This window comes from Flavobacterium quisquiliarum (genome assembly GCF_019308285.1).
GTDB classification, from domain to species: Bacteria; Bacteroidota; Bacteroidia; order Flavobacteriales; family Flavobacteriaceae; genus Flavobacterium; species Flavobacterium quisquiliarum.
On record NZ_WWEM01000037.1, the window covers coordinates 1 to 14,588 of the forward strand.

Consider the following 14,588-nt stretch of genomic DNA (forward strand, 5'->3'; position numbering starts at 1 on the left):
GCGCCGCGAACTGACGGAATAGTTCGTTGAAGTACCTAGCTATATGTTTTATAGGCAAATCCGTAAAACATGGTGAAATACGATAGTACTCGGAGTCTTCGGACAAAGAGATAGTGCGCCTAAGGGCTTCCAAGAAAAACCTCTAAACTTCAGGCAATGAGAACCAGTACCGTAAACCGACACAGGTAGTTGAGGAGAGAATCCTAAGGTGCTCGAGAGATTCATGGCTAAGGAATTAGGCAAAATAGACCTGTAACTTCGGGAGAAAGGTCGCCCCCAGCAATGGGGGCCGCAGTGAAGAGGTCCAGGCGACTGTTTATCAAAAACACAGGGCTCTGCAAAATCGCAAGATGAAGTATAGGGCCTGACACCTGCCCGGTGCTGGAAGGTTAAGAGGAGATGTTATCTTCGGAGAAGCATTGAATTGAAGCCCCAGTAAACGGCGGCCGTAACTATAACGGTCCTAAGGTAGCGAAATTCCTTGTCGGGTAAGTTCCGACCTGCACGAATGGTGTAACGATCTGGACACTGTCTCAGCCATGAGCTCGGTGAAATTGTAGTAACGGTGAAGATGCCGTTTACCCGCAGTGGGACGAAAAGACCCTGTGCACCTTTACTATAGCTTAGTATTGACCTTGGATAAATGATGTGTAGGATAGGTTGGAGACTTTGAAGGGGCGTCGCCAGGCGCTTTGGAGTCATTGTTGAAATACAACCCTTTGTTTATCTGAGGCCTAACCCCGAGTATCGGGGGACATTGCTTGGTGGGTAGTTTGACTGGGGTGGTCGCCTCCAAAAGAGTAACGGAGGCTTCTAAAGGTTCCCTCAGTACGCTTGGTAACCGTGCGTAGAGTGCAATGGCATAAGGGAGCTTGACTGAGAGACATACAGGTCGATCAGGTACGAAAGTAGAGCATAGTGATCCGGTGGTTCCGCATGGAAGGGCCATCGCTCAAAGGATAAAAGGTACGCCGGGGATAACAGGCTGATCTCCCCCAAGAGCTCATATCGACGGGGGGGTTTGGCACCTCGATGTCGGCTCGTCACATCCTGGGGCTGGAGAAGGTCCCAAGGGTTGGGCTGTTCGCCCATTAAAGTGGCACGCGAGCTGGGTTCAGAACGTCGTGAGACAGTTCGGTCTCTATCTACTGCGGGCGTTAGAAATTTGAGTGGATCTGATTCTAGTACGAGAGGACCGAATTGGACAAACCGCTGGTGTATCTGTTGTCCCGCCAGGGGCACCGCAGAGTAGCTACGTTTGGAAGGGATAAGCGCTGAAAGCATATAAGCGCGAAACCCACCACAAGATGAGATTTCTTTTAAGGATCGTGGAAGATGACCACGTTGATAGGCTACAGATGTAAAGGCAGTAATGTCATAGTCGAGTAGTACTAATAATCCGTAAGCTTATGTACAAAACTTTTCCTTCTCCCGTCCCAGACGGGAGGAGGAAGGAACTTTCTTAAAAACTTATGTTTCTTTATCCCAGTATGTTAAGATATTGCTGCAGTTATTTGATTTTTAATTAACTGCAAAGCTGCTTGCAGCGAATGACCTTAAGGTGGTTATTGCGGCGGGGCTCACCTCTTCCCATCCCGAACAGAGAAGTTAAGCCCGCCTGCGCAGATGGTACTGCATTATTGTGGGAGAGTATGTCGTCGCCTTTCTTTTAAGAATCCTTCCCGATTTATCGGGAGGGATTTTTTGTTTTATATCATTTTTTTATTTTTTTGCTGAAATCCCCTAAAGCTCTTTTTAACGCATGCGTCAGGGATGGAAGCGGCATCCTTTTGTTTTTTCCTTTAAAAAACAAAAGATAAAGCGGACAGCCCGGCCCGCAGGGTGACGATATGATTATTTTAAGGATAATTTGATTTCAGTACTTTACTTTTAGCTGAATCTATATAATTTCTTCTTTGCTAACAATAATCATGCTTTAAAAGCTTTTAAAATGCTTATTATTTAAAGTTTTTTTTCTCATTGTTTATTTTCCTTTTTAACTTGCTTTATAATTAAAATTTTAAATTTAATTTCTTTTAAAAAACACTAATTAGAATGGATGAGTTAATTCAGATCATAAATAGTTTTCAAAAATTAGATTTAGAAACGGAGCTTGCTGTGCGAAAGTATTTTGTTCTTGAAAATTTTAAGAAAGATGAATTTGTAATTCAGGAAGGTAAAATATGTAATAAAGTATATTTCATTCAATCGGGGGCTGTTCGCAGATTTTGTTTTGAGGAAGGATTAGAAGTTACGAAATGGATTTATACCAATAATCAATTTGTGACCTCTATGAGTAGCTTTTTTGAGCAGAAACCTTCATTTGAAAGTTTTCAAGCTTGTGAAAATTCGGTGCTTTATTCGTTATCTTATTCAGATGAACAAATCTTGATGCAATATCCACTCTTTTTAAAATTTCATGTAAATCAGTTGCGATTATATCTTTCTAAAATAAATGAATTTCATCATTTGTTTAGGGTAATGACTGCGCAACAGAAGTATGAGTTTCTTTTACATTCTTTTCCTCAAATTGTTATTAAAGCAAAACTTAAACATATCGCTTCACTTATTGGTGTTAGTCAAGAAACTTTGAGCAGAATTCGAGCTTCAATTTCTTGATATTACATCAAAAAATATTCTTTCTTTTCTTTAGATTTTTGTGGACTATTTTAAAAAATTCAAAAATTGAAAAATACTTTGGTTCATCAAAATGCTACTTTGGGGGGTAATATTACTCTTGGAAATTTTACGACTATTGAAAATGATGTTATAATTGGTAATAATACTCGTATTGGGAATAATGTTACCATCTTAAACGGTACAAGAATTGGAGCAAACTGCCAGATTCATTCTAATGTAATTTTGGGTGGAATTCCTCAGGATTTGAAATACCGAGATGAATATACCTTGTTAGAAATTGGAGATCATAATATTATTCGGGAATTTGTCACTATTAATAAAGGAACAACTTCAAAGACGAGAACTGTTATTGGGAATTCCAATTTGATTATGTCTAATGCTCATATTGGACACGATTGTATTATTGGTAATAATTGTGTTATTGGTTTTAGTGTTGGAATAGCTGGAGAAGTAGAAGTTGGAAACTGGTCAAATATTAGTGGATTGACTGCAGTGCATCAGTTTTCTATTATTGGAGAACATACTATGATTAGTGGTTTGAGTCGTGTTGTTAAGGATATTCCACCTTATATTATGGCAGCGCATGATCCTTTACAGTATTTAGGATTAAATCTCGTTGGATTAAAAAGAAGAGGATTTGATTCTAAGAAGCTAGAAGAACTTAAAGCCATTTATAGAATTTTATTTCAAGAAAAAAGAAACACAAAATTTGCTTTACAATTAATAGAAAGCGAATTTGAACAGACCATAGAAAGGGATAAAGTTTTAGATTTTATACGCGATTCAAAACGCGGTATTATCAAAGGTTATCGAGAATGATTTTAATTCTAATGAATCTGGTTTATAATTTTCAATTTTAGTAATTTTAGTTAATTATTTTAATTTACTATTTTATGACAGAGTATAGTGCAAATCCTAAAGTTGATTTTTATTTCGAAAAAGCGGAAAAATGGCGAGAGGAATTAGAGCTGTTGCGTAGCATTGCTTTAGATTGTCACTTAGCGGAAGAATTAAAATGGGGAAGTCCGTGCTATACTTTTGATAAAGCTAATATTGTTTTGATTCACGCTTTTAAAGAATATTGTGCTTTTTTGTTTTTTAAAGGAGCGCTGATGAAAGATCCGAATAAAATATTAATTCAACAATCAGAAAATGTTCAGGCAGCGCGTCAGGTTCGTTTTACCAGTGTTGAAGATATTATTAGCAAAAAGGATTTTTTGAGAAACTATATTTACGAAGCGGCGGAAATTGAAAAAGCAGGTTTAAAAGTAGAATTGAAAAAAGTTTCTGAATTTGAAATAACAGAGGAGTTTCAGGTTAAATTGAATGAAAATCCTGATTTGAAAGAAGCTTTTTATGCTTTAACTCCAGGAAGACAAAGAGCTTATCTGCTTAATTTCTCTCAGCCAAAACAATCTAAAACGAGAGAGGCAAGAATAGAAAAGAATATTCCGCAAATTTTAGCGGGTAAAGGTTTAAACGATTAGATTGAACAAAAGCATAAAAAAACTCCTTTTTAACAAAGGAGTTTTTCTGTTTTAGCTGTCTAGGAAATCTGCTCTTCGACAATGTTTTTTTTCTTGATTGAAATTAAGGATTGTAATAGAATTGAAGTCATAATCAAGCTTATTCCAATATAGAATGAAAAGTTGATTGATTTTCCTTCATCAAAAAATAAAAAAGCTAATATGATTGCATAAATAGGTTCTAAGTTGAAAGTTAAGTTTACAGTAAATGCCGGAATTTTTTTAAGTGATTCTGCAAACATTACATACAAAGCTACAGTGCAACAAGAAGCAAGAACAAATAAATAAAAAGTATCTTTTAAACTCGGAATAAAAGATTCTTCTGGGAAATAATAAAAGTAAATTGGCAGTGCTAATCCCAAAACAATGGTTCCTCCTAACATTTGATAAAAGTTAATCAGCTTACTATCGTAAAACTGAACTAATTTCTCATTATAAATGGTATACAAAGCTGCAAAAGCTGAAGAAACTACGCCAAGCATGATTCCAAGTTGATAGGAAGAATCAAAATGGAAAATAAGGCTTATTCCTAAAAGCGTGAATAAACTAAGAAGACCTTGAACTAAATTGAATTTCTTTTTATTAATGATAGGTTCAAAAACTGCAGTAAAAAAACTTGTCAAACAATAACAGACTACGCCAATCGAAATGTTAGAATATTTAATGCTGGCATAGAAAAAAATCCAGTGAATGGTAATGAGTATTCCTGCTTTGGAAATTTTTACGATTTCTGCGAAAGATTGCAGCCCTTTTAGTTTATATGACTTTAGAATAAAAAATAAAATTATTGAAGCAAATAACACTCGGTACCAAACTAATGTTAGTTCATTAAGAGCGATAAGTTTTCCGAAAACGCCAGTAAAGCCAGCCAGTAACACTGCGGTGTGCAGTATCAAATATGATTTTTTCATAAGAAGTTGTCTATCCCTTTTGAGGATTTATTTTTGAATATTAATAATTTTTTATTTGAGTTAAAGACACAGAATAACAGACTGATAAATTCAGTCTAGTGTCTATACTAAAGAAGTATTATTAATTTTCTGGTGGTGAAAGACAACCCGCTACGTGCATATTTGTTTTTGTATTTGAGCAAACTTAGGAAAAAGAGGCTGAATGAAAAAGTTTAAAAAGTTATATAAATGTGAAAATTCTAACTTTTAAGCACAATTCGAAATTTAAAATGCTCTAAATCTCATTTTGATTTAAATATTTATTTGTAAACTTGCGACCACTTCAAATGATTAACTAAAACTAAACCGCATTCAATTTAATGGAAACGAATAAAATACCTTCATCAGTGCTGCAGACCAAACAACATTTTGAAATTCTTGACGGACTTAGAGGTGTTGCAGCCTTTGCTGTTGTTATTTTTCATTTTATGGAATGGATTTTTACGGATCCGAGTAAGAATTTTATTGGTCATGGTTTTTTAGCTGTTGATTTTTTCTTCTGTCTTTCGGGTTTTGTAATTGGTTATGCTTATGATGATCGTATTCCAAAAATGGGAATATGGAATTTTTTTGTAGCCAGGATTATTCGACTGCATCCTTTAGTTATTGCAGGATCTATTTTAGGATTATTGGCTTTTTTATTTGATCCGTTTGGAGGACATCTTGAATTGTATAGTGCTGGTAAAATTGTTTTGACTTTTATCTGCTCTCTGTTTTTAATACCATTTCCAGTTATTGCAGACCGAGGTTTTAACTTATTTAGTTTTAATGCGCCGGCATGGTCACTGTTTTGGGAATACATTGCCAATATAGTTTATGCAATTGTACTTTACAGAATTAGAAAGAATTTGCTGTTTGTGCTGACTATTATTGCGGCTTTTGCAATTTGTTTTGTGGCGTATAATTCTGGAAATTTATTAGGAGGCTGGAGCGGACCGACTTTTTGGGACGGCTGTGCGAGAATATCCTATTCTTTTTTAGCAGGATTATTAATCTACCGTTTCAATTTAGTTATAAAAAGCAAATTAGGTTTTGTTAGTTTAAGCGGATTATTGTTGCTGGCTTTTGTAATGCCGTTTTCAGAATGGAATTGGTTAACAGAACCTTTAGTTGTTTTGTTTTATTTTCCATTATTGATTTCATTAGGAGCCGGAGCTGTCTTAAAACCTGGATTGGAAAAAGTATGTGTGTTTTCTGGAAATATTTCCTATCCGTTGTATATGACGCATTATGCCGTTTTATGGATGTTCGGGAATTATTATACTAACTATAAACCAGATACAGCTCAGTTAGCTTTTATTGTGCCAATTGCAGTTATTTTGCTGGTGGGATTCGCTTATTTGGTAATGAAGGTCTATGATATTCCGTTAAGGAATTATTTAAATACTAAACGAAAAGAAAAGTTTTCTAAACAAAAAACTCCATTATCATAATGGAGTTTTTTTTATAGTTTGATTTTTTAACTAAAATATACAATCAGTACAGTTCGTCCTTTGAAAAATACAATTCAGTAAATAAAAATTGATTTCTTTTTTTATTGGGAATACTTTTGCTTCAAAATAAAATTAACCATAACCATGAAGAAAATTTTAAAAGTTGCTAAAATTACATTTATTACCCTTTTGAGTATTATTTTAATTTTTATTGCGTATTTGTATATCAGCAGTAAATTGTTTCTGGAATCTAAGAAAGAAGAAAACATTAGTTATCTGTCGAAAAATAATGTTCAGTTATCTTCTTCAATTAATGAAAAATTATTTGATGCAGATTTTTACAAATCACAAGTATTTTTATTGGGAGAAATTCATGGTTATGCCGACAATCAGACAATAGATCAGGAGATGCTTTTTTTCTTAAATAAAAAAGTAGGAATCAAATATTATATTGCTGAAATGGACAGCTTGACGGCTAAAAAGTTAAATGGCTTTTTATCTGAAAAACAAAAAAACGAAGTAATTTTAAAAGAAGTTGTGGAATCAATTAAGAAAAGAATTCCGCAGCAGGCAAGCCAGGAATTATTTGATAAATGGAGTGCTGTTTATGATTACAACGAGAATTTGGCTGATTCTTTAAAAATTACCGTAATTGGAATTGATAAAAATTTTGATGATGAATCTAAAGGTTCAAGAGATGAAGCAATGGTAAGTAATCTTAAAAATACGATTCAGAAAAGGCATCTTGAAAATGAAAAATTCTACGGACTTTTTGGATATTTTCATACACTGCAAAAGAAAACTGAATCAGATAGAGTAACTTTTGCGGCAGGATTAAAAGATTCAGGTTTTAAAGTAACCAGTTTTGTGAGTTACACAATTGATAGTGAAATGTATCTTCCTAAAAATCCTCAGTTTCCAACTCCAGAAGACGAAAAAGTAGCTTGGTTAAATGCCGATGGTCCATTTATGCTTGTAAAAGGAATCAATGATTTAAAAGAAGTAAGTAAACCAAATGCTGTAACGCTTTTTAAACTGAATTCAAAAAACTCGCCTTATTTCAATTCGCAAAATTTGATTACTGTAAAATCCAGGGTATTTGGAGAAAACATAGTTCCTTTGAAAGATGCCTCTGTAACTGATTATTTTCAGTATGTGTTTTTGCTGAGAAATTCTAAAGCTTTGACGAAATTGAAATAGTCTTTCTTAGATAAAAAGGCTTAGATATCTTGTCAAAATAATGAATAATAAAAAACTCCTTAAGCGATTAAGGAGTTTTTTATTGAATTTTAAAAAGTGGAGTTATTTTTTACGATGAATATTTCAGTGTAGTTTATTATTCAGCTTTATTTTTCTCAAAAAGATCTGCCATATTGGAATTAAACAAGGAAAGATTTTCATCTAAACCAGAAAAAAAATCGAGATCGGCATTTTCTACTTCGATGATCGCTTTCTGTAAAACATTTTCTCCCGCGTTTGTTAGTCGAATGATCTTCGCTCTGGTATCGGTTTCATGTTCGTGTCTTGTTATAAAACCTTTTTCTTCCAGTGTACGCAATACTTTTGATACCATCATTCTGTCAGCATTACTCTGGTTGGCAATATCAACTTGCGTTACAGAATTGCTTTTTTTCGAAAGCCATCCTAAAGCGGCTAATAATACAAATTGTGTCTGAGTCAAATCCAAAGGATCTAAAACTCGTTTTAATTTACGCTGCCAAAGCATAGTTAATTGTCCAAGGAGATAGCCAGGACTGTCTTTTGGACTTTTAAAATGAAAATTAATTTCTTTAGACATAGAATTGGTATCGGTATTAATCGAAAAAGCGGTTTGAAAGTATCAAAGATAACCATCAAAAACTTTAGTTGATTATTTGATAAAAAATATTTTCTTACTCAATTATTTTATTTCTAAGAAAGTAAGTTTGTAGCCGTCAAGATCTTTTACATGGAAAGCTCGTCCAAAGGGAGTTTCTATAATTGGCCCCGCAGTTGTTACTCCGTTTGCGATAAAATTTTCTTTCAGTTCGTCTAAATTTTCTTTTACAGCAAACCAAAGAGCAACACCAATACCTAATTCCTTATCTTCAAGTGGTTCCAAAGGAGTACGGATCGCAAAACTTGCTTGTCCTTCATTGTATTTAAAAATACAAGCTTGCGGATTGGTATTTCCAATTTCAAAACCTAATTTTTTTTCATAAAAGTCTTTTGAGGCTTCCAGATTTTTTACTTGTAACGATGCAAATGTTAATTCTCTCATTTTTTTTAAATTAAATTGTTGTCGCAAATATAGTATTCGTGACAACAATATGCAAATGCATTTTGAATTTTCTTTTTTTTTAAATTTTAAAAAGAGCTATTTGATTTTTTGATGATCTTCATTTTGGAAATTTTGGTAAATAGGAAAGGGCTTTAATTGTAAGGGAATTTTACGAATATATTTAATTTACTCCAATAATTTGGATGTTTGAAGAAAGTGTTTTTTGAGAATTTCAGTAAGCAAGAGTTTTTTAGTGATTTGTAAGGTTTTTTACTTATGTTAGCAAATCGATAAAACTAGAAATTTAGTGATTAATTTATGCCAAAATGTTAGTTAATAAGGACAAGTATAAAGTAAACGATACATTGTCTGAATATCCAAAAGAAATAAAGTTTAAATATAACTGGAGAAAATACCAGCAAAGAGTACTGGATAATTTAGATGACCATTTAAAAGATGGACATTTACATATTATAGCTCCTCCAGGTTCTGGTAAGACTGTTTTAGGACTTGAAGTTGCTATTCGGTTAAATAAACCGACTTTAATTCTTGCTCCAACAATTGCAATTCGCAACCAATGGATTCAACGTTTTTGTGAGCTATTTCTTCAAACGGATCAGACTCCAGACTGGATTTCGAGAGATATTCGCAATCCAAAATTTATGACTGTTGTAACTTACCAAGGGCTTCATGCGGCTTGTAATAATTTAAAAATTGAGGAGCAAGATTGCGAAGAGGAAGAAGAAAGCGAGGAAAACATAAAAAGTAAACAGGCAAATGCAAATCTCGATAAAATTGTAAATGGTTTAAAGGCACAAAAGATTAAGACAATTGTAGTCGATGAAGCACACCATTTAAAAAATGAGTGGTGGCAGACACTGACTAGAGTAAAAGAAAAAATCAGTCCTGTAATTGTGGGTTTAACCGCAACACCGCCTTATGATGTTTCTGCTATCGAATGGCAACGATACATTGAGCTTAACGGAATTGTGGATATGGAAATTTCGGTTCCAGAATTGGTAATCGAAGGCGATCTATGTCCGCACCAAGATTACATGTATTTTACAACACCAACAGAAAAAGAACATCAGGATATCACTAATTTCAGGGATAATATAGAAATGCTTTTTCAGGAAATAAAAATTGATGAAACCATTCTTCAGGCAATTGAAACGCATCCTATTTGGAAAAATCCTGAACGAGAATTAGATTGGATTTATAATAACCTTTCTTATTATTCTGCTAGTTTGATATTTTTAAAAGCAAACAATAGAGAAATTCCTGAAATTCATCTAGAAGTCATTGGAGATAAAAAAATAATAATCCCAATCCTTGATTATGAATGGACAGAAAAGCTTTTAGAGTTTTATCTTTATAATGAAGATGAACATTTTAAAGAATTTGAAGAACATCGAAAAACTCTTGAGAACAGGTTAAGAAGACATGGAGCGATAGAGAGACGGCAGATAGATTTTTTATACAGCAAAAAAGTTACAGGTTTCTTAACGTCAAGCATAAGTAAGCTAAACGGTATTAAGGAAATTGTTGATTTTGAATACAAGCAGTTGGGAAAAGATTTGCGTATGGTAATTCTTTCTGATTTCATCCGAAAAGAATACTATGTTAATTCATCCGAAAACAATCTGGAATTAAACAGATTGGGTGTTTTTCCTATTTTTGAAAAACTAAGACGAGAAAATATTGAGAATCAGAAAATTGGGGTATTAACAGGATCAATGATTATTATTCCAAAGAGTGTTTATAGTGATTTTGAGGTAAGAGCAGCAAAATGTGGCATTGCTAAAATAAATTCAAGCATAGTTCCTTTTGATCCAAATTATGTCTTAATAAATCAGACAGAACAGCTTACCCATTATATAGTTCATATTGTAACCCAAATTTTTCAAAATGGCGGAATAGAAGTTTTAATTGGAACAAAATCATTACTTGGAGAAGGATGGGATGCTCCGGCAATTAATTCTTTAATATTGGCAAGTTTTGTAGGTTCTTTTGTTTTGTCTAATCAAATGCGGGGCAGAGCGATTAGAACTCAACAAGGGAACTCAAATAAAACGGGAAACATTTGGCATCTGGTTACTATTGATGAAACTTCTCCAACAGGTGGCGATGATTTTGATTTGCTTAAAAGACGTTTTAAAAGTTTTGTAGGCGTGTCATTTCATGAGCAGCCTGGAATTGAAAATGGAATTGGACGATTGAATTTAGGAGAAAATAGCATCGAAAAAGGAGAGGCTGAGAAAAAGAACAGTGAAATGTTCCGGCATGCTGGTAAAAGAGAAAATTTAAAAGAAATATGGGAAAAAGCACTTGAAACAGGAGTGACTCTTGTAGAAGAAATTAAGATTCCGTTTCCTGAGCAAAAAGAGTATAAAGCAATTAAATCGATGTATTTGAATAAAACACTGGCTAATCTTTTGGCGACTTTAGGTTCTGGTTTAGCTAGTTTTGGTTTAGAAACAATACAAGAATTTTTAAAAGCAGCCAGAAGAATCAGGAGTATGAGAGATCTTTATTTTTTTCTTGCTTTTTTTGGAATAATTGGAATGTTGTTTTTTGGAAGGCAGACATTAAAAGCATTGAGATTGTATTTTAAATATCGCGACATTTCCAAAGACATAAAACAAATTGGTAAAGCACTTTTGGATTCACTAATCAAAGCCAGAATTATTAAAACCGATTATGCTTCTTTAGAGGTAATAACCTCTGTAGATGATTGGGGAAGAGTATATTGTCATTTGGAGGGAGGGACAACTTTTGAGAAATCAACATTTATAAACTCTTTACAGGAAATTACAGATACTGTCGAAAATCCTCGTTATATAATAATCAGAAAAAATAGATTTCTTTTTTTTAAAGAACAAAAAGATTATCATTCAGTTCCTGAAATTATAGGCAGAAATAAAAAACTGGCAGAACATTTCAAAGAGCAATGGAAAGAACTTGTTGGTAATTGTGATTTAATTTTTACCAGAACAATTGAAGGTCGAAAGTTGCTTTTGCAGTCTAGAATAAAATCTCTAGCGGCACAGTTTGATAAAAAAACACAGCGAATAAACAAATGGAAGTAAAAAAGCTTATTGGAAATGATGTTTTTTACTTGTATTTTGTTTTTGTTAGTTCTTCCTGAAATTACTTTATGTTGTATTTATTATTTTTAAAAACTTCAAAAGCAAAATAATTGTATATTTGAAACATAAAAGTATAGACTTCGCTCTATGCTTTATTGTTTTTGTATAAAAAAAATAGTGCTATGCTTATAAACGAATTGTCAAAAAAAACAGGATTATCAATTCATACGATCAGATATTATGAGAATTTAGGAATGATCAAGGGATTGACCGATGAAAAGGTAAAATCTAATAATTACAAGCATTACAATAGTAATACGATTGAGCGTTTAGAAATTATTATAGAAGCCAGAGAAGTTGGCTTTAGTTTAGCAGAAATAAAAAAAATATTGACCAGCTGGTTCGAAACCACCGATTCAAAACCAGAAACACTGGAACTTTTTCAGGCTAAAATAAAAGAGATTGATGATAAAATGAAGTATTTTAAGCAGACTAAGAGGCTTCTTGAAAAAGTATGTGAGAAAATACAAAATGATGATTAATTGTTAAAGCCTAAAATATTTAAAACTCCCTAAGGAATTAAGGAGTTTTTTGTGTCTTTTACTGAGTTCTTTAGAAAATAATAAGGAGATTTTACAAATAGTCTTATATTCGCTTTTGAATAAAAGTTGGGTGCTGAAGAAAAAAGGAACTCATTGAATTTAATAACGTGCTAAAATAAAAACAAATAATAACCAGAAATTGCAAGTATAAATTATGCAAGAAGAAATAAGCAAACATTCAAAAAAAATTTATAAAACTGTGAAAAATTCAGAACACACATTAGGAGAGAAAGTAAAAGAAATTATCATAGAAATATTCATAATCGTTTTTGCTGTAACGCTTTCAATATGGTTGCATGGTTGGAGTGAGCATAGACACCAACAAAAAGAAGTAGCTGTGTTTCTTGCTAATTTAAAGAACGATTTAAAGAATGATGTAGAAAGTATCGACAGGGAAATGAAAGCATATCAAAATACAAACGTAGACTATGAAAAAATTTTGGCATTAACCCCTCTTCAACTTGACAGTATTTATAAGTCTAAAAGTAAAGTGAATTTTCCAATTTATTCACATGGGCAAACATTGACTATAGGTAATTATGAAGGTTTTAAATCAAGTGGTAAACTTGGCTACATTGAAGACGAAAAATTAAAACAGAAAATCTTAAACTATTACCAAATATATGTGCCAGCTGTTAACGAAGTTGATAAAATGTACACTGAGTTTTTGTTTAAGTGTTTTGATAAAGAAATAGAAAATGCAGATAAGCCGGAAAAAGAATTATATTCAGATCCAAAATATAAAAAGACTCTTGCATATCTTGTCAAACTAGGTAAGAATAATATAAGAGTTTATAAAGAAAATACAAAACCGCTCGCAGTTGAACTTATTAAAGAAATTGAAAAAGAGCTGAATAAATAACAATAAAGAAAACTCCATTAGAAATAATGGAGTTTTTTTATGCTTTAAAAGGCTATTTTTCTTTTGCTATTTTTTCTAGATACTCAATTTTGTCTTTTTTGGCTTAATTTTAGGCAAAGATTTGTCATCGTGAGGCACGAAGGATAACACTAGAAATTCAGTGAAGTTTGTCGCTAATCTTTGTTGATACTCGAGTGAGATTTCTCGTTCCTCGAAATGACAAGATTGTGTTGAGTTAAACTTAAAATAACTTTGAGAAAGATCATCCAGAAACTCCTTAATTTCTTAAGGAGTTTCTGGATGATCTTTACGAACCTGTTTACTAACCATTTTTTCAGGATTTGAAGAAAATTTCAATAGAATAATTCCTTTTTTTGAAGATTTATTATTTATTATACTTGTAAAAATAAATTAGTTAGATTTACTTTTATATTTAAATATTAAAAAGAAGAAAGATGAATGAGCATCACGAAGGGTTTTTGAAAATTTTAAGAGAGTTAAATGAAACTGAAAATAAATTAAAAGCTACTGAAACTTATAAAATAGTAGATGAAATTTCCGATTTATATTTAAAAGACGGATTTGGCAAAGCTTATATCAAATTGATTGAAATAGATAAGGAGAAACAACTGATTATTAATAATTACATCGATTTAATTGATATTTATTTTTACGAGAATAAATTAATAATTAAAAACTCAAAGGATAAAGCCATAATTGATTTAATTCAGTCATATTGTGGTGGTTTTAATGATGATGCATTAGATTATCTGGAAAGATTTGCCTATATAACTTGTGATGAACAACCTTATGCATTGACTATTTTGTTATTGCTAGCCAAAGTTGAAAAAAGACAAGAAGAAACACTTAAAAATGTACGAATGAATTTCAATTCTTTTGATGTTAAAATTCAGAATTTTATTAATGATTATTCTTCTGCTTTATTTACAGATAGAAAAATAAATTTTGTTTCGAACAATAGAAATCTTCAACAGGATAACATCAAAGACACAGAGAATATTTCTAGAGAGGAAATATGCGAAAAAAAATGGTGGGAATTCTGGAAATAAAATAAGCAAAAAAAAACTCCTTAATTTCTTAAGGAGTTTCTTGGTGGGCGATGAGGGGTTCGAACCCCCGACCCCCTCGGTGTAAACGAGGTGCTCTGAACCAGCTGAGCTAATCGCCCTATTTTACTAGCTTGCTATCGTTTGTGATTGCGAGTG

General features: G+C 32.6%; 12 protein-coding genes, 1 tRNA gene and 2 rRNA genes. 11 read left to right on the plus strand and 4 right to left on the minus strand.

The features are described 5' to 3' along the window. The 5 genes from GSY47_RS19495 to GSY47_RS19515 all read left to right on the plus strand — a co-directional run. Window positions 1-1,415: ribosomal RNA gene (locus tag GSY47_RS19495) — 23S ribosomal RNA — on the plus strand; the annotation flags it as partial. Window positions 1,416-1,557: 142 nt separating this feature from the next. Next, window positions 1,558-1,667, plus strand: a 5S ribosomal RNA gene (gene rrf, locus GSY47_RS19500). Window positions 1,668-2,055: 388 nt separating this feature from the next. Beyond that, window positions 2,056-2,619, plus strand: coding sequence for a Crp/Fnr family transcriptional regulator (locus tag GSY47_RS19505; protein ID WP_179002054.1), 564 nt, complete (start codon window positions 2,056-2,058; stop codon window positions 2,617-2,619). Window positions 2,620-2,685: 66 nt separating this feature from the next. After that, window positions 2,686-3,459, plus strand: coding sequence for an acyl-ACP--UDP-N-acetylglucosamine O-acyltransferase (gene lpxA, locus GSY47_RS19510; RefSeq protein WP_179002056.1), 774 nt, complete (start codon window positions 2,686-2,688; stop codon window positions 3,457-3,459). A gap of 74 nt (window positions 3,460-3,533) precedes the next feature. Then, a complete protein-coding gene (locus GSY47_RS19515; RefSeq protein ID WP_179002058.1) occupies window positions 3,534-4,127 on the plus strand; it encodes a YdeI/OmpD-associated family protein in 594 nt (197 codons plus the stop codon). Window positions 4,128-4,186: 59 nt separating this feature from the next. Here the strand turns inward: GSY47_RS19515 and GSY47_RS19520 are convergent, their stop codons facing one another. Continuing rightward, complete coding sequence (locus tag GSY47_RS19520) at window positions 4,187-5,077, minus strand: DMT family transporter (protein ID WP_179002060.1); 891 nt, start codon at window positions 5,075-5,077, stop codon at window positions 4,187-4,189. Window positions 5,078-5,436: 359 nt separating this feature from the next. On the opposite strand from GSY47_RS19520, the gene GSY47_RS19525 reads away from it, so the two are divergent. Then, a complete protein-coding gene (locus tag GSY47_RS19525) occupies window positions 5,437-6,549 on the plus strand; it encodes an acyltransferase family protein (RefSeq protein WP_179002062.1) in 1,113 nt (370 codons plus the stop codon). A 144-nt stretch (window positions 6,550-6,693) separates the two neighbouring features. Next, window positions 6,694-7,749 (plus strand): hypothetical protein, encoded by a 1,056-nt coding sequence (locus tag GSY47_RS19530; RefSeq protein WP_179002064.1) that lies wholly within the window; start codon window positions 6,694-6,696, stop codon window positions 7,747-7,749. A 136-nt stretch (window positions 7,750-7,885) separates the two neighbouring features. Here GSY47_RS19530 and GSY47_RS19535 read toward each other — a convergent pair whose 3' ends face one another. After that, window positions 7,886-8,347, minus strand: a complete 462-nt coding sequence (locus tag GSY47_RS19535) for a MarR family winged helix-turn-helix transcriptional regulator (protein WP_179002066.1) — start codon at window positions 8,345-8,347, stop codon at window positions 7,886-7,888. 102 nt (window positions 8,348-8,449) lie between these two features. Next, the gene (locus GSY47_RS19540) at window positions 8,450-8,809 is read right to left on the minus strand and encodes a VOC family protein (RefSeq protein WP_179002068.1); all 360 of its coding nucleotides are present in this window, start codon (window positions 8,807-8,809) and stop codon (window positions 8,450-8,452) included. 326 nt (window positions 8,810-9,135) lie between these two features. On the opposite strand from GSY47_RS19540, the gene GSY47_RS19545 reads away from it, so the two are divergent. From GSY47_RS19545 to GSY47_RS19560, 4 genes are all read left to right on the plus strand, one after another. After that, entirely contained in the window at window positions 9,136-11,898 is a 2,763-nt protein-coding gene (locus GSY47_RS19545) for a DEAD/DEAH box helicase family protein (RefSeq protein ID WP_218651377.1), read from the plus strand. 182 nt (window positions 11,899-12,080) lie between these two features. Beyond that, a complete protein-coding gene (locus GSY47_RS19550; protein WP_179002070.1) occupies window positions 12,081-12,440 on the plus strand; it encodes a MerR family transcriptional regulator in 360 nt (119 codons plus the stop codon). A 214-nt stretch (window positions 12,441-12,654) separates the two neighbouring features. Continuing rightward, window positions 12,655-13,362, plus strand: coding sequence for a DUF6090 family protein (locus tag GSY47_RS19555; RefSeq protein WP_179002072.1), 708 nt, complete (start codon window positions 12,655-12,657; stop codon window positions 13,360-13,362). A gap of 455 nt (window positions 13,363-13,817) precedes the next feature. Next, window positions 13,818-14,432, plus strand: coding sequence for a hypothetical protein (locus tag GSY47_RS19560; protein ID WP_179002074.1), 615 nt, complete (start codon window positions 13,818-13,820; stop codon window positions 14,430-14,432). 41 nt (window positions 14,433-14,473) lie between these two features. On the opposite strand, the gene GSY47_RS19565 is transcribed toward GSY47_RS19560, so the two are convergent. Next, a tRNA-Val gene (locus tag GSY47_RS19565) sits at window positions 14,474-14,551 on the minus strand. Window positions 14,552-14,588: the final 37 nt, after the last annotated feature.